Genomic DNA, 13975 nt, shown 5'->3' on the forward strand with positions numbered 1-13975 from the left:
GAACGCGTCATGAACGATCCCAAAGCTGCCCCCCCATACGAGTCGATTGTCTTGCGCATCCTGTGGATGCTGGTGTTTGCGCTGGTGTGGCAGGTAGCCCAATTCCTGCTCGGTGCGCTGGTGGTGGTGCAATTGGTTTACCGGCTGATCTACGGCGCACCGAACCTGGGCCTGATGAACTTTGGCGACAGCCTCAGCCAGTTCCTGGCGCAGATTGGCCGCTTCGGCAGCTTCCACACCGAACAAAAGCCCTGGCCGTTCGCCGATTGGCCAACCCCACGCGCCCCCGAAGGCGAAGCGGCCCACAGCGTACCGCCGGCACCGCACCCGGTACGTGATGAAGAGCCGAAGCTATGAAGGTGTGGATTCTGCGTCACGGCGAGGCCCAAGCGCATGCGCGCACGGACGCCGAGCGCAACCTTACCGAGCATGGGCGTGCTGAAGTATTGCGCAGTGCTGCGCACCTGATTGGCCAGCCCTTGGGCGCCATCATTGCCAGCCCTTATGTTAGGGCGCAGCAGACGGCGCAGTTGGTGCGCGATGTGCTGGGGTTTGAGCCTGAGATCCGCACGGTGCCGTGGCTGACGCCCGATGGGGATGTCCAGCGAGTGCTGGAGAAACTCGACACCGATGACAACGTGCTGTTGGTTAGCCACCAACCGCTGGTGGGTAGCCTGATCAGTTTTCTGCAGCATGGGCATCAGCGCCAGCCACAGCCGATGTACACGGCCAGCCTGGCGGAGCTTGAGGGTGACTTTCCGTTGGCTGGCTTGATGAGTCTGGTGGATGTGAAGAATCCCTAGGCATCGTGCGACGCTGTGGCGAGGGAGCTTGCTTCCGCGACGGCCTGCCAGCCGGCGCCTATCTCGCTGACGCCCCGCGATCCAATTGTGGGAGCTGGCTTGCCCGCGATGACGGCCTGCCAGCCGACGCTATCTCGCTGACGCCCCGCGATCCAATTGTGGGAGCTGGCTTGCCTGCGAAGGCGGCCTGCCAGCCGACGCCTATCTCGCTGACGCCCCAACGATTCCACTGTGGGAGCGGGCTTGCTCGCGAAGACGGCGTCACAGTCGACACCGTTATACCGAGTACATATCCATTCCTGCGGTAACGGCCACTTAGGGTTCCGCCCTGAACGGCGGGTCACTTTGGCAAAGCCGGAATGCCGGCCCAGCCCAAAGTAACCAAAGGGCTCTTGCCCCACCACTCGGCACCTCGCCCAGGCTCGGTGTGCCCGTAATCCGCCAGTGATTTGGGGGGGCGCCTAAGATCGAGAGCAGATCAAGAGCGTCTCGCTTCGCATCGTGGTTAGCGGCAGGCCGTTTCCTTCTCCTGTGCTATACAGTCAACCAAGCAAGTGCTTGGTTGGCTGTATCTTGGATCACAAAGGAGCGCGTCCCATGCCTGTCGCTTTTCGTTTGCCGTTGCAGGTCTTCTTCGAGCGTGAAGCGCGGCACCCGCGCAAAGTCTTCCTCGTTCAGCCCATCGGCGGCGGTGAGGTGCAGGCCCTCACCTGGGGCGAGGTCGGCCACCAGGCTCGTTGCGCCGCGCACTGGCTGCGCGCGCGGGAGTTGCCCCAGGGCTCGCATATTGCCTTGATTTCAAAAAACTGCGCCCACTGGATCATCGCCGACCTGGCGATCTGGATGGCTGGGCATGTGTCGGTGCCGCTTTATCCCAACCTCACCGCGGACTCAGTCGCCCATGTGCTGACTCACTCGCAGGCGCGGTTGGCGCTGATCGGCAAGCTGGATGATTGGTCGGCGATGGCGCCTGGCGTTCCTGTGGGTGTGCCGACTATCAGTCTGCCGCTGTGCCCTCCTGAAGAGACTTTCGATTTCAGTTGGGCGGACCTGCAAGCCTGTTCACCGATCCAGGACAACCCGCTACCGGATGTCGCCAGCCTGGCCACTATCATCTACACCTCCGGTACGACCGGCCTGCCTAAAGGGGTGATGCACAGTTTCGGCGCCTTGGGGTTTGCTGCCTCGGGCGGTACTGAGCTGTTTGGCCTGGGGGAGGGCGACCGGTTGCTGTCGTACCTGCCGCTGTGCCATGTGGCGGAGCGGATGTTTGTAGAAATGGCGTCGATCTATACCGGGCAAACCGTTTTTTTCGCCGAGAGCCTGGAAACCTTCCTCACCGATCTGCGCAGGGCGCGGCCGACGGCCTTGTTTGGCGTGCCGCGCATCTGGACCAAATTCCAACTGGGCGTCTACGCCAAAATCCCGGAAAAACGCCTCGATACCCTGTTACGCCTGCCTTTTATCGGCAAACGCGTCGGCCATAAAATTCTCGCCGGCCTGGGGCTGGATGCGCTGCGCATTGCCCTGTCCGGCGCCGCGCCGGTGCCCGAGGCGTTGCTGCGTTGGTATCAGCGCCTGGGCCTGGATGTGCTGGAGGTGTACGGCATGACCGAAAACTGCGGCTATTCCCATGTGTGTCGCCCAGGTGGGCAAACGCTCGGTTGGATCGGCCAGCCCTGCCCAGGCGTGCAAGTGCGTATCGACCCGTCAGGCGAAGTGCAGGTACACAGTGGCGCGACCATGTTGGGCTACTTCAAGGACCCGCAGAAAACCGCGGATACGCTCACTGCAGATGGCTTCCTGCGTACGGGTGACAAGGGCGAGCAGAACGCGGACGGTCGCCTGCGCCTGACCGGACGTCTCAAGGAAATCTTCAAGACCAGCAAAGGCAAATACGTAGCCCCGGCGCCGATTGAAAACCGCCTGGCCGAACATGCACGTATTGAACAGGTGTGTGTGGTCGGCGAGGGGCTCAGTGCGCCGATAGGGCTGTGCGTGTTGTCGGCACCCGGCGAGGACCGCCAAGCCCTCGGCGGTGGTCTTGAACGCTGGCTGGCACAGGTGAACGCAGGCCTGGACAAGCACGAACGCATGGGGCAATTGGTGGTGGTGAAAGACCAATGGGCGGTGGAAAACGGTTTTCTCACGCCGACCTTGAAGATCAAACGCAACGTGATCGAGTCGACGTACGGGCCACAATTGCAAGCATGGAGCGCGCGCGCCGAAACCGTTTTGTGGCAGGATTAGGGCCGTAATAAAACCAACAAGGACAATCGTATGAGCCTGTGGCGTACCCAACCGAATATCGAACACCTCAACGCGATCCAGAAAAACACCATCGGTGAAATGCTGGATATTCGTTTCGAAAGCTTCGACGACGAATCCCTTACCGCCAGTATGGTGGTCGACCACCGCACCCATCAGCCCTACGGCCTGCTGCACGGCGGCGCCTCGGTGGTGCTGGCCGAAAGTGTCGGCTCCATGGCCGCCTACTTGTGCATTGATGCCAGCAAGTTCTATTGCGTGGGTCTTGAGGTCAACGCCAACCACCTGCGCGGCGTGCGCAACGGCCGGGTAACTGCGGTGGCCAAGGCTATTCATATCGGGCGTACCACGCAGGTGTGGGACATCCGCCTGAGCAGCGACGAGGGCAAGGCCAGTTGTGTCTCGCGCCTGACCATGGCCGTGGTGCCGCTGGGTGAACAACCGCCGGCGCGATAGGCGTGGCGTGAGTGTCATCATTCCTGGCAGTTACAGTCATTGCTGTAGGGGCCGGGCATGGTGACAATCCCCCTCTGTTTTTGTTGATGGAACCTGTATGTCGCAGCACGTGTTTTTTACCCACGCCAATGGCTTCCCTTCGGCCACCTACGGCAAGCTGTTTGCCGCCCTGGCCCCGGAATATGCGGTGGCTCATCTACCGCAGCACGGTCACGACCCCAGATTCCCGGTGGATGATAACTGGCAGAACCTGGTGGACGAGCTGATCCATCATCTGGAGCAGCAGCCAGAGCCGGTATGGGGCGTGGGCCATTCCCTGGGTGGCGTGCTGCATTTACACGCGGCCATGCGCTGCCCGCACCTGTACCGGGGCGTGGTGATGCTGGATTCGCCGGTGCTCACCCGCGCAGACCGCTGGGTGATCCGCGCAGCCAAGCGTTTTGGCTTTATCGACCGTCTCACCCCGGCTGGGCGCACGCTTGGCCGGCGCGAAGAATTCACCGACCTGGACACCGCGCGCAGCTATTTCGCCGGCAAGACCCTGTTCCGTGGCTTTGACCCCGATTGCTTTGACGCGTACCTGCAACATGGCCTGCAGCAAGTGGGCGATCGCCTGCGCCTGCGGTTCGACCCAGCCACCGAAATCAGCATCTATCGCGGCGTGCCCCACACCAGCCCGGGCCAGGTACGCCAGTTGAAGGTGCCGCTGGCCGTGGTGCGTGGCCGCCAGAGCCGGGTGGTGATGCGTCACCATGCCAGCGGTGTCGACCGCTTGCCCATGGGCGAAATGCTCACCATGCCCGGCGGCCATATGTTTCCCCTCGAACGCCCTCAGGACACTGCTGCCTTGATCAAGACCCTGTTCGCCCGCTGGCAGGCCCGTGAGCGCAGTTGCGCATGAGTACGCCCGTCGAAGAGGTACGCCTGAGCCTGCCGCACATCGAACTGGCCGCGCATCTGTTCGGGCCCGAGGATGGGCTGCCGGTGATTGCTTTGCATGGCTGGCTGGACAACGCCAACAGCTTTGCGCGCCTGGCGCCCAAGCTGCGAGGGTTGCGCATCGTCGCCCTGGACATGGCGGGGCATGGGCATTCGGCGCACCGCCCGGCTGGCGCCGGTTATGCCTTGTGGGATTACGTCTATGACGTGCTGCAGGTGGCTGAGCAACTGGGCTGGAAACGTTTTGCATTACTTGGCCACTCCCTGGGCGCCATCGTCTCTCTGGTATTGGCCGGGGCAGTGCCGGAGCGGGTGACATACCTGGGCCTGATTGACGGCGTGATCCCACCGACCGCCAGCGGCGAGAATGCGGCCGAGCGCCTGGGCATGGCGTTGCAGGCGCAATTGAGCCTGCAGGACAAGCGCAAGCCGGTCTACAACAGCCTTGATCGAGCGGTCGAGGCGCGGATGAAAGGCGTGGTCGCGGTCAGCCGTGAAGCAGCGCAGCTCCTGGCCCAGCGCGGTTTGATGCCCGTACCGGGCGGTTATACCTGGCGCAGCGATAGCCGCCTGACTCTGGCGTCGCCGATGCGCCTGACCGACGAACAAGCCATGGCCTTCGTGCGAAGGGTAGGGTGCCCTACCCAGTTGGTGGTCGCGGCTGACGGCATGCTGGCGAAACATTCCGAATTGCTTTCTCAGCTACCCTTCACGGTTACCATGCTGCCAGGCGGCCATCATTTACACCTGAATGACGAGCCCGGTGCGGCTCTTGTTGCAGACTGTTTCAATCGGTTCTTCTCCACGCCTTGACTTGGCGAGGTCAACTGCCGAGGCTGGGCGGATTGAAAGGGAGTCAACCATGAACACACTCGATATCGCTGTGACCAACATTGGCCAGGGCTCACTGATCCGATGAGCCTGGGTAAAGGATGTATCCGTGCCCTGGGCCTTTGTTGTTTCAGCCCCCTGGTATTTGCCGCCGATCTGCCTGGCAGCCAGGATCTACCGGCGGTAGCCCGTCAGGTTGATGCGCAAATCGTCGATTACCGCCCCGCTGAAGACAAGGAACGCATTTACCCCATGGGCGCAATCCGCAAGATCAGCGGCCAGTTACGTTATGAAGGCCAGGCCATCGCACGCGGCCCAGCCACTGCAATCACCTATGAATTGCCCGCCGAACACAGCTCCAGCGCCGCCTTTACCGCAACGCGCGAAGCTTTGCAGGCCAAGGGTGCGCAGTTGTTGTTCTGGTGCAAGGCCCGCGATTGTGGCGAAAGCAGCCTGTGGGCCAACGAAGTGTTTGGCAACGCCAAGCTGGTGGGCGCCGACGGCCAACAGGAATACCTGCTGCTACGCCTGGCCGCCCCGCAGGACAATTCCCTGGTCGCGCTGTACGGGATCACACGTGGTAACCGCCGCGCCTACCTGCATGTGGAGCAACTCGACGCCAGCGCGCCCTTGGGCGAGCTGCTGCCCACCTCGGCGACCCTGCTGCGGGAACTCAAAAGTACCGGCGAGCTGGATTTTCCCGCGCTGGGCGCCGAGCCTGACGACACCTGGCTGACCTTGATATCCCGAGCCTTGAACCTCGACACCACCCTGCGCGTGAGCCTGAGCGGGCCGCAGGCCGAGGCCTGGCGCCAGGCGCTGGTGGAGAAGGGCGTGCGCACCGCCCGTCTGGAAACCGGCACCGGTGAAACCCAAGGGCTGCATCTGCATCTGATACGCTAAGCACCACAGGGCGAACGGACCCGTGCCGTTCGCCTAAGCTCTCTTCCTACAGCCTTCTTTTCGAGATACCCGATGCTCAATAACGATCGCCTGCTGGTGCAAATCCTGCTGCTGGTGCTGTTTGGTGCCAGCTTCTGGGTCATGGCGCCGTTCTGGTCGGCGCTGTTCTGGGGCGCGGTGCTGGCATTTGCCAGCTGGCCGCTGATGCGTTTGCTCACCCGTTGGCTCGGCGGCCGAGAATCCCTGGCCGCTGGCATCCTGACGTTGGGGTGGATGTTGCTGGTGGCGGTGCCATTGGTATGGCTTGGGTTCAACCTGGCTGACCATGTGCGTGATGCGGTGGCGCTCATCAAGGACATCCAGGTCGACGGCTTGCCCGAGGCGCCGACCTGGTTGGGGTCGATCCCCTTCGTAGGCGAGCGCCTGGTGGCGACCTGGGACAGCATTGATCAACAAGGCGCGGCGCTGATGGTGAGCATCAAGCCGTACCTGGGCCAGGTCGGCAATTGGTTGTTGGCGCGCAGTGCGCAAATTGGCGGCGGCATTCTTGAGCTGACCCTGAGCCTGGTCTTCGTATTCTTTTTCTACCGTGACGGGCCGCGCCTGGCGATGTTTGTGCACCGCCTGTTGGAGCGCCTGATTGGCGAGCGCGCTGGCTATTACATCGAACTGGTGGCCGGCACGGTGCAGCGGGTGGTCAATGGTGTGATCGGCACCGCTGCGGCCCAGGCGCTGCTGGCCCTGATCGGCTTTCTGATCGCTGGCGTACCGGGCGCGCTGGTGCTGGGTATCGTGACTTTCCTGCTCAGCCTTATTCCCATGGGGCCGCCGCTGGTGTGGATTCCGGCCACGGCGTGGCTGGCTTGGAAGGGCGATTACACCTACGCGGTATTCCTGGGTGTATGGGGCACGTTCGTGATCAGCGGCGTGGATAACGTGCTCAAGCCGTACCTGATCAGCCGTGGCGGCAACCTGCCGTTGGTGATTGTGCTGTTGGGTGTGTTTGGTGGGTTGATAGCGTTCGGCTTTATCGGCCTGTTTATTGGCCCGACGTTGCTGGCGGTGGCCTACAGCCTGTTGACAGACTGGAGCGCGAGCCAGGCGCAAGTGCGTCGTGAAGACAAACCGTGTAACTGATGGGTGTACCTAACTGTGGTGCGCCGCGGTACTTGTGGGAGCTGGCTTGCCTNCAATCGCAGGCAAGCCAGCTCCCACATTTGGTTCGCGGCGCGTCAGGTAAATGGGAGTGCTTAAACCCTCGGCAACCACATCACCGCCGTCAACCCACCGCCCGGTGTATCTTCCAGGCTCAGGTGGCCGCCGAGTCGCTCGACGGCCTCCCTGGCAATGGTCATCCCCAAACCGACCCCTCCGGAATTGCGGTTGCGCGACCCTTCCAGGCGAAAGAACGGCTCGAACACCGCTTCGCGCTTATCGGCGGCGATTCCCGGGCCGTGGTCGATCACCCGTATCACCAGGGCGCCACGGCTGTCAGCCAGTTCTACCCGGGCGGTGCCGGCATAGCGCAGGGCGTTGTCGATCAAATTGTTCAGGCATGAGCGCAGCGCCATCGGCTGTACCTGCAACGGTGTACAGGTGCCGGAAAATTTCACGTCGCGGCCTTGGTCCTGAGCGTTTTCACTCAGGGATTCCACCAATGCCTGTACGTCGAGCCAATGTCGTGTCTCGCTGGTGCGCTGTTCGTGCAGGTAGCTCAAGGTGGCATCCAGCATGCCGATCATGTCGTCCAGGTCTTGGCGCATCTGGCCTTGCAACTTGGGGTCTTCGATCTGTTCCAGGCGCAGCTTGAGGCGCGAGAGGGGGGTGCGCAGGTCATGGGAGACCGCGCCGAGCATGCGGGCGCGCTGGCTGACTTGTTCGCGGATGCGCTTTTGCATCAGGTTGAAGGTCGAGGCCGCCTGGCGCGCTTCGCGAGGGCCGGATTCCACCAGGGGCGGGCTGTCGAGGTCGACGCTCAAGCGCTCGGCCGCCGCGCTCAGGCGCTGGATCGGCCGGCTCAGCAGTTTGGCGCCGTACCAGGCGGCGATGATCAGCGAGATAAATTGAAATGTCAGGGGTACCACCGGGCCGCCAAACCAGGGGCGAGGCGCCTTGCGCAAGGGCGTGAGGCTGCCGTCCGGTTGTTCGACGAACGCCGCGCGGGGCGGTGGCGGCGGGCCGTAGTGGTGGAACCAGAAGAACGCCAGCACATGGGCCAGCACAATCGCCACCAGCAACAGGCCGAACAGTCGCCCGAACAGCGTATTGAAGGGCGCGCGCATCAACCGATATCCCGGGCGTCGAACAGGTAGCCTTCGCCGCGTACGGTCTTGATCAGTTGCGGAGCCTTGGGGTCATCCCCCAGCTTCTGACGCAGGCGCGACACGAGCAAGTCGATGCTGCGATCAAAGGCCTCGATAGAGCGCCCACGGGCCGCGTCCAACAGCTGTTCGCGGCTCAGCACACGGCGGGGGCGTTCGATGAACACCCACAACAAACGAAACTCGGCGTTGGACAGCGGCACCACCAGGCCATCATCGGCCACCAACTGGCGCAGCACGCTGTTCAGGCGCCAATTGTCGAAACGGATATTGGCCCGCTGTTCGGTGCGGTCATCACGCACCCGGCGCAAGATTGTCTGGATACGCGCGACCAGTTCCCGGGGTTCGAACGGCTTGGACATATAGTCGTCTGCCCCCAGTTCCAGGCCGATGATGCGGTCGGTGGGTTCGCAGCGGGCAGTGAGCATCAGGATCGGAATGTCCGACTCGGCGCGCAGCCAGCGGCACAATGTCAGCCCGTCTTCGCCCGGCAGCATCAGGTCGAGCACCACCACATCGAAGGTCTCCGCTTGCATGGCTTGGCGCATGGCGGTGCCGTCGGTGACGCCTGAGGCGAGAATATTGAAGCGTGCCAGGTAGTCGATCAGCAGTTCGCGGATCGGTACGTCGTCGTCGACAATCAGCGCGCGGGTGTTCCAGCGCTTGTCTTCGGCGATCACCGCGTCTTTTGGCGCTTCGTTTACAGGGTCGCAAGGGGTATGCATAGCGAGGTCATCTGCCTGGTTGTGGCTGTCAGCATAGGCGCCCAGTTCCAGGGCTGGAAGTGCTGGGCGGGCGGTCATGTGCGCGAGGCTAGCCGGACGGCGTATTGAGGGCATGTCGTGAATGTATCGGCGCTGAAACAATCACCCTGAATCGCCGGTATTGGGCGCTTGATCGGTATTTACCGATCATCGGATCCCGCAACGGCGCTGCTTGCGCTACAATCCGCGCCGATTTCGACTTGCCTGAGAGCCCATTCCAATGTCCGTCTGCCAGACTCCTATCATCGTCGCCCTGGATTACCCCACCCGTGACGCCGCACTGAAGCTGGCTGACCAGTTGGACCCCAAGCTTTGCCGGGTCAAGGTCGGCAAGGAACTGTTCACCAGTTGCGCGGCGGAAATCGTCGGCACCCTGCGTGACAAAGGCTTCGAAGTGTTCCTGGATCTGAAATTCCATGACATCCCCAACACCACGGCGATGGCCGTCAAAGCCGCGGCCGAGATGGGCGTGTGGATGGTCAATGTGCACTGCTCCGGTGGCCTGCGCATGATGAGCGCCTGCCGCGAAGTGCTGGAACAGCGCAGCGGCCCAAAACCGTTGTTGATCGGTGTAACCGTGCTCACCAGCATGGAGCGTGAAGACCTGGCAGGTATTGGCCTGGATATCGAGCCGCAGGTTCAGGTGTTGCGCCTGGCAGCCCTGGCGCAGAAAGCCGGCCTCGACGGCCTGGTGTGTTCGGCCCTGGAAGCCCAGGCCCTGAAGAACGCTCACCCCTCGCTGCAACTGGTGACACCGGGTATCCGTCCTACCGGCAGCGCCCAAGATGACCAGCGCCGCATCCTGACCCCACGCCAGGCCCTGGATGCGGGCTCGGATTACCTGGTGATTGGCCGTCCGATCAGCCAGGCGGCGGATCCTGCCAAGGCGTTGGCAGCGGTCGTCGCCGAGATCGCCTGATTTTTAGAGCGGCAAAAATGTGGGAGCTGGCTTGCCTGCGATAGTATCAACTCGGTATCANATCGCAGGCAAGCCAGCTCCCACATCTGTTTTTTTGGTGTGTCAGCTGACTTTGAGCACCAACTTCCCGAAGTTCTCGCCATTGAACAGCTTCATCAGCGTTTCCGGGAATGTCTCCAGCCCTTCGACAATATCTTCCTTGCTCTTGAGCTTGCCCTGGGCCATCCAGCCGGCCATTTCCTGGCCCGCCGCCGCGAAGTTCGCCGCGTGGTCCATCACCACAAAGCCTTCCATGCGCGCACGATTGACCAGCAATGACAGGTAGTTGGCCGGGCCTTTGACCGCTTCCTTGTTGTTGTACTGGCTGATTGCGCCGCAAATCACTACGCGGGCTTTGAGCGCCAGGCGGCTGAGCACGGCGTCGAGAATATCGCCGCCGACGTTATCGAAATACACGTCCACGCCTTTGGGGCACTCGCGCTTGAGGGCGGCGGGCACGTCTTCAGTTTTGTAGTCGATGGCGGCGTCGAAGCCCAGCTCATCCACCAGGAACTTGCACTTTTCGGCGCCACCGGCGATCCCCACCACGCGACAGCCTTTGAGCTTGGCGATCTGCCCGGCGATGCTACCCACGGCACCGGCAGCACCGGAGATCACCACGGTGTCACCGGTTTTCGGGGCGCCGGTCTCCAGTAGGGCAAAGTACGCCGTCATGCCGGTCATGCCCAGGGCGGACAGGTAGCGGGGCAGAGGTGCCAGCTTGGGGTCCACCTTATAGAAACCACGGGGCTCGCCGAGGAAGTAATCCTGCACGCCCAGTGCACCGTTCACGTAGTCCCCCACCGCGAAGTTCGGATGCTTCGAGGCAATCACCTTGCCTACGCCCAAGGCGCGCATCACTTCGCCGATGCCTACTGGTGGGATGTAGGACTTGCCTTCATTCATCCAGCCACGCATGGCCGGGTCGAGGGACAGGTATTCATTGCGCACCAGCACTTGGCCGTCCTGGGGTTCGCCCACTGGCACTTCCTGGTAAGTGAAGGTCTCTCGCGTGGCGGCACCGACCGGGCGTTTGGCGAGCAGAAATTGGCGGTTGGTCTGGGCGGTCATGGCAAGGACTCTTTAGAAATGGAACATGAGTGATAGACCCTCAGTGGCAGAAGGGCAAGGGTGTGCAAAGCAGGCGAATGCCCGGTAATAGGCTTCGCTGATAATCAGCCGGGCGGCTTTATCACTGCGATTCATGCAGCGCCAACCGGCCTTCTGATAGTGCTGACGCACGGCTGCGGGCGTTGGCTAGACTCGCTCCACCGTTACTAACCCCCACAGGACAGTTCCCATGAGCATGACGTTTTCCGGCCAGGTCGCCTTGGTGACCGGCGCCGCTGCTGGTATTGGCCGCGCCACCGCGCTGGCATTCGCCGCCGAAGGCTTGAAGGTGGTGGTCGCGGACCTTGATGTGGCAGGAGGCGAGGGCACTGTGGCACTGATCCACCAGGCCGGTGGCGAAGGGATATTTGTGCGCTGCAACGTCACGCTCGACACGGACGTGCAGCAATTGATGGCACAAACCGTCGCCACCTATGGGCGCCTGGACTACGCCTTCAACAACGCCGGCATCGAGATCGAAAAGGGCAAGCTGGCCGACGGCAGTCTTGATGAATTTGATGCCATCATGGGGGTTAACGTCAAAGGCGTGTGGCTGTGCATGAAGTATCAGTTGCCGTTGCTGTTGGCCCAGGGCGGTGGGGCCATCGTCAACACCGCATCGGTGGCGGGGCTGGGGGCGGCACCGAAGATGAGCATCTATGCGGCGTCCAAGCATGCGGTGATTGGCCTGACCAAATCGGCGGCCATCGAGTACGCGAAGAAGAAAATTCGCGTGAATGCCGTCTGCCCGGCCGTGATTGATACCGACATGTTTCGTCGCGCCTATGAGGCCGACCCACGCAAGGCTGAGTTTGCCGCAGCCATGCACCCGGTGGGACGCATTGGCAAGGTTGAGGAAATCGCCAGCGCCGTGTTGTACCTGTGCAGTGATGGCGCAGCGTTTACCACCGGTCAGGCCCTGGCGGTGGACGGTGGCGCGACGGCGATCTAGGACCGCGCTTGGCACGCTGTTTGAAAAGAGCGCGGGGTGATGTGGGGCGTTTCCATAGCTGGCAGAGTGCCGTGGCTGAATATGTTTCCGAAGGTAAATAATCTAATAAAATCAATACTTTAATAAAACTTGGCGACCGGTTTTACCAGGCTTCTGTGCTTAACTGTTTTGGGTTAACAGACAGTTTAAGTGAGTGGCTCATGGATTTAGGGATCGATCGACAAGCCCTGGTACCGGTTGTTCAGCAGATCGTCGGCGCGGTGGCAGAATGGATTCGCAAGGAGGGGGTGAGCCCTGGCACACGCTTGCCGTCCATTCGCCAATTGGCCCTCGATAACCTGCTGAGCCAGTCCAGCGTGATCGAGGCATTCGAGCGCTTGGTGGCCCAGGGGCTGCTGGCTCCCAGGCAGGGTTCGGGGTTCGTGGTGGCGCATCCCGCCACGGCCCACGAAAACCATTGGTATGAAGGTGCGGAACAAGGCTGGGGTGCATTTACCGATAGCCCGCTGGGCGAGCTGAAGTTGGGCTGCGGTTGGTTACCCGACACTTGGCGCGAAAGCGATGACATCAGCTACGCGATCCGTGAACTGAGCCGCACCGACACTGGTGGCCTGTTCAACTACAGCACACCCTTGGGGCTGCCGGCGTTGCGCGAACAACTGCTCAAGCGCCTGACGCAGATTCACGTGCCCGCCAGCCTGGACTGTATCCTGACCACCCATGGCGCCAGCCATGCCCAGGACCTGCTGATACGCACGTTGCTCAAACCCGGTGATGAGGTGGTGGTCGAAACACCCGGGTATGGCAATCTCTACCGCCAACTGGCCTTTCGGGGGGTCACGCTGCTGCAAGTGCCACGTGCCCATGGCGGCCCGGATATCCCGGCATTGGAAGCGCTGCTGCAAACCCATCGGCCCAAGTGCCTGTTCATCAACAGCCTGTATCACAACCCCACCGGCACCAGCCTGTGCCGCCCGGTGGCGGAGCGCTTGTTGGAGTTGGCACGCGAGCGCGACTTCCTGATTATCGAAGAGGATGTGTACGGCGACCTGCAGCATGCCAGTTGCACGCGCTTGTCAGCGCTGGCCCATGATGATCGGGTGATCTATGTGTCGAGCTTTTCCAAAACCCTGAGCAGCGCCCTGCGCGTGGGTTACCTGTGTGCCAGTGCTGCGATCATTACGCAATTGGCCCAGCTCAAGACCCTGACAGGCATCGGCACTTCACGGTTTGCCGAAGCCATGGTGGCGACGTTGCTGAGTAACGGCACTTATCGTAAGTGGATGCAGCGCCTGCGCAAGCGCTTGAATGCGCAGATGGCCGCGACGTTGCAGGTACTGGAGGATGAAGAGTGGCAGGTATTTGCCGCACCCGCGGGCGGGATGTTCCTGTGGGCACGACCAGGCTTGGCCGACCCCTTGCGATTGCAAGCCTGCGCCCAGCGACTGGGTGTGTTGCTGTCGCCCGGCGCATTGTTCAGCCCCACGGGGGAGCGTAGCGAATGGCTACGCATCAATGTGGCCTACGCGGCTGATCAACGCGCATTGACGCTGTTCCGAGCCATGGGCGCGGCAAGATCGACCTCGACCATTCTGAAAACGACGCGCATGTAGCTTTTTGCCATTATTCCGGCGCCAGCGGCTTGTGCTCAGTGCCTCGGGGTTGCGAAT

The 13975-nt window shown here is 61.9% G+C and carries 14 protein-coding genes; 11 read left to right on the forward strand and 3 right to left on the reverse strand.

What is annotated here, in order from left to right:
* Nucleotides 1–9 precede the first annotated feature (9 nt).
* The 8 genes from ACTJLA_RS16295 to ACTJLA_RS16330 all read left to right on the forward strand — a co-directional run bounded on the left by ACTJLA_RS16295 (nt 10) and on the right by ACTJLA_RS16330 (nt 7337).
* On the forward strand, nt 10–357 hold the full coding sequence (locus ACTJLA_RS16295) for a DUF4389 domain-containing protein (protein ID WP_054899024.1): 348 nt from the start codon (nt 10–12) through the stop codon (nt 355–357).
* Nucleotides 354–803: a phosphohistidine phosphatase SixA gene (gene sixA / locus ACTJLA_RS16300; RefSeq protein ID WP_060764494.1), complete on the forward strand. Its 450-nt coding sequence runs from the start codon at nt 354–356 to the stop codon at nt 801–803. The genes ACTJLA_RS16295 and sixA overlap by 4 nt, the downstream gene beginning before the upstream one ends.
* 597 nt (nt 804–1400) lie before the next feature.
* Nucleotides 1401–3053, forward strand: a complete 1653-nt coding sequence (locus tag ACTJLA_RS16305; RefSeq protein ID WP_259039125.1) for an AMP-binding protein — start codon at nt 1401–1403, stop codon at nt 3051–3053.
* A gap of 30 nt (nt 3054–3083) precedes the next feature.
* The gene (locus ACTJLA_RS16310) at nt 3084–3527 is read left to right on the forward strand and encodes a hotdog fold thioesterase (protein ID WP_314548537.1); all 444 of its coding nucleotides are present in this window, start codon (nt 3084–3086) and stop codon (nt 3525–3527) included.
* Nucleotides 3528–3624: 97 nt separating this feature from the next.
* Nucleotides 3625–4428, forward strand: a complete 804-nt coding sequence (locus tag ACTJLA_RS16315; RefSeq protein WP_044273029.1) for an alpha/beta fold hydrolase — start codon at nt 3625–3627, stop codon at nt 4426–4428.
* The gene (locus ACTJLA_RS16320) at nt 4425–5279 is read left to right on the forward strand and encodes an alpha/beta hydrolase (protein WP_314548544.1); all 855 of its coding nucleotides are present in this window, start codon (nt 4425–4427) and stop codon (nt 5277–5279) included. Before ACTJLA_RS16315 ends, ACTJLA_RS16320 begins: the two co-directional genes overlap by 4 nt.
* Before the next feature lie 102 nt (nt 5280–5381).
* The gene (locus ACTJLA_RS16325) at nt 5382–6200 is read left to right on the forward strand and encodes a DUF4892 domain-containing protein (protein WP_054920057.1); all 819 of its coding nucleotides are present in this window, start codon (nt 5382–5384) and stop codon (nt 6198–6200) included.
* Between the two features lie 72 nt (nt 6201–6272).
* Nucleotides 6273–7337, forward strand: a complete 1065-nt coding sequence (locus ACTJLA_RS16330) for an AI-2E family transporter (RefSeq protein ID WP_003190063.1) — start codon at nt 6273–6275, stop codon at nt 7335–7337.
* A gap of 113 nt (nt 7338–7450) precedes the next feature.
* Here the strand turns inward: ACTJLA_RS16330 and ACTJLA_RS16335 are convergent, their stop codons facing one another.
* Nucleotides 7451–8482: a sensor histidine kinase gene (locus ACTJLA_RS16335; RefSeq protein WP_089042712.1), complete on the reverse strand. Its 1032-nt coding sequence runs from the start codon at nt 8480–8482 to the stop codon at nt 7451–7453.
* Complete coding sequence (locus tag ACTJLA_RS16340) at nt 8482–9246, reverse strand: response regulator (protein ID WP_034127268.1); 765 nt, start codon at nt 9244–9246, stop codon at nt 8482–8484. Before ACTJLA_RS16340 ends, ACTJLA_RS16335 begins: the two co-directional genes overlap by 1 nt.
* Before the next feature lie 259 nt (nt 9247–9505).
* On the opposite strand from ACTJLA_RS16340, the gene pyrF reads away from it, so the two are divergent.
* Entirely contained in the window at nt 9506–10204 is a 699-nt protein-coding gene (pyrF, locus tag ACTJLA_RS16345) for an orotidine-5'-phosphate decarboxylase (protein WP_003190068.1), read from the forward strand.
* Nucleotides 10205–10306: 102 nt separating this feature from the next.
* On the opposite strand, the gene ACTJLA_RS16350 is transcribed toward pyrF, so the two are convergent.
* Entirely contained in the window at nt 10307–11314 is a 1008-nt protein-coding gene (locus ACTJLA_RS16350; protein WP_089042713.1) for an NADP-dependent oxidoreductase, read from the reverse strand.
* Nucleotides 11315–11543: 229 nt separating this feature from the next.
* Here ACTJLA_RS16350 and ACTJLA_RS16355 point away from each other — a divergent pair, with 229 nt between their 5' ends.
* Together ACTJLA_RS16355 and ACTJLA_RS16360 are read left to right on the forward strand one after the other, a co-directional pair.
* On the forward strand, nt 11544–12305 hold the full coding sequence (locus ACTJLA_RS16355; RefSeq protein ID WP_003190072.1) for an SDR family oxidoreductase: 762 nt from the start codon (nt 11544–11546) through the stop codon (nt 12303–12305).
* 200 nt (nt 12306–12505) lie between these two features.
* Nucleotides 12506–13918 carry a PLP-dependent aminotransferase family protein gene (locus ACTJLA_RS16360; RefSeq protein ID WP_314548558.1) on the forward strand — a complete coding sequence of 471 codons (1413 nt, stop codon included), beginning with the start codon at nt 12506–12508 and terminating at the stop codon, nt 13916–13918.
* The last annotated feature ends 57 nt before the right edge of the window (nt 13919–13975 follow it).

The sequence above is a fragment of the Pseudomonas sp. 22072 genome (assembly GCF_052046095.1).
Classification (GTDB): Bacteria; Pseudomonadota; Gammaproteobacteria; order Pseudomonadales; family Pseudomonadaceae; genus Aquipseudomonas; species Aquipseudomonas paracarnis.

Excerpts from the sequence above, each read along its gene's own strand:
- ACTJLA_RS16295 (WP_054899024.1), top strand. The coding sequence starts at position 10 with ATGAACGATCCCAAAGCTGCCCCCCCATACGAGTCGATTGTCTTGCGC.
- sixA (WP_060764494.1), top strand. The coding sequence starts at position 354 with ATGAAGGTGTGGATTCTGCGTCACGGCGAGGCCCAAGCGCATGCGCGC.
- ACTJLA_RS16305 (WP_259039125.1), top strand. The coding sequence starts at position 1,401 with ATGCCTGTCGCTTTTCGTTTGCCGTTGCAGGTCTTCTTCGAGCGTGAA.
- ACTJLA_RS16310 (WP_314548537.1), top strand. The coding sequence starts at position 3,084 with ATGAGCCTGTGGCGTACCCAACCGAATATCGAACACCTCAACGCGATC.
- ACTJLA_RS16315 (WP_044273029.1), top strand. The coding sequence starts at position 3,625 with ATGTCGCAGCACGTGTTTTTTACCCACGCCAATGGCTTCCCTTCGGCC.
- ACTJLA_RS16320 (WP_314548544.1), top strand. The coding sequence starts at position 4,425 with ATGAGTACGCCCGTCGAAGAGGTACGCCTGAGCCTGCCGCACATCGAA.
- ACTJLA_RS16325 (WP_054920057.1), top strand. The coding sequence starts at position 5,382 with ATGAGCCTGGGTAAAGGATGTATCCGTGCCCTGGGCCTTTGTTGTTTC.
- ACTJLA_RS16330 (WP_003190063.1), top strand. The coding sequence starts at position 6,273 with ATGCTCAATAACGATCGCCTGCTGGTGCAAATCCTGCTGCTGGTGCTG.
- ACTJLA_RS16335 (WP_089042712.1), bottom strand. The coding sequence starts at position 8,482 with ATGCGCGCGCCCTTCAATACGCTGTTCGGGCGACTGTTCGGCCTGTTG.
- ACTJLA_RS16340 (WP_034127268.1), bottom strand. The coding sequence starts at position 9,246 with ATGCATACCCCTTGCGACCCTGTAAACGAAGCGCCAAAAGACGCGGTG.
- pyrF (WP_003190068.1), top strand. The coding sequence starts at position 9,506 with ATGTCCGTCTGCCAGACTCCTATCATCGTCGCCCTGGATTACCCCACC.
- ACTJLA_RS16350 (WP_089042713.1), bottom strand. The coding sequence starts at position 11,314 with ATGACCGCCCAGACCAACCGCCAATTTCTGCTCGCCAAACGCCCGGTC.
- ACTJLA_RS16355 (WP_003190072.1), top strand. The coding sequence starts at position 11,544 with ATGAGCATGACGTTTTCCGGCCAGGTCGCCTTGGTGACCGGCGCCGCT.
- ACTJLA_RS16360 (WP_314548558.1), top strand. The coding sequence starts at position 12,506 with ATGGATTTAGGGATCGATCGACAAGCCCTGGTACCGGTTGTTCAGCAG.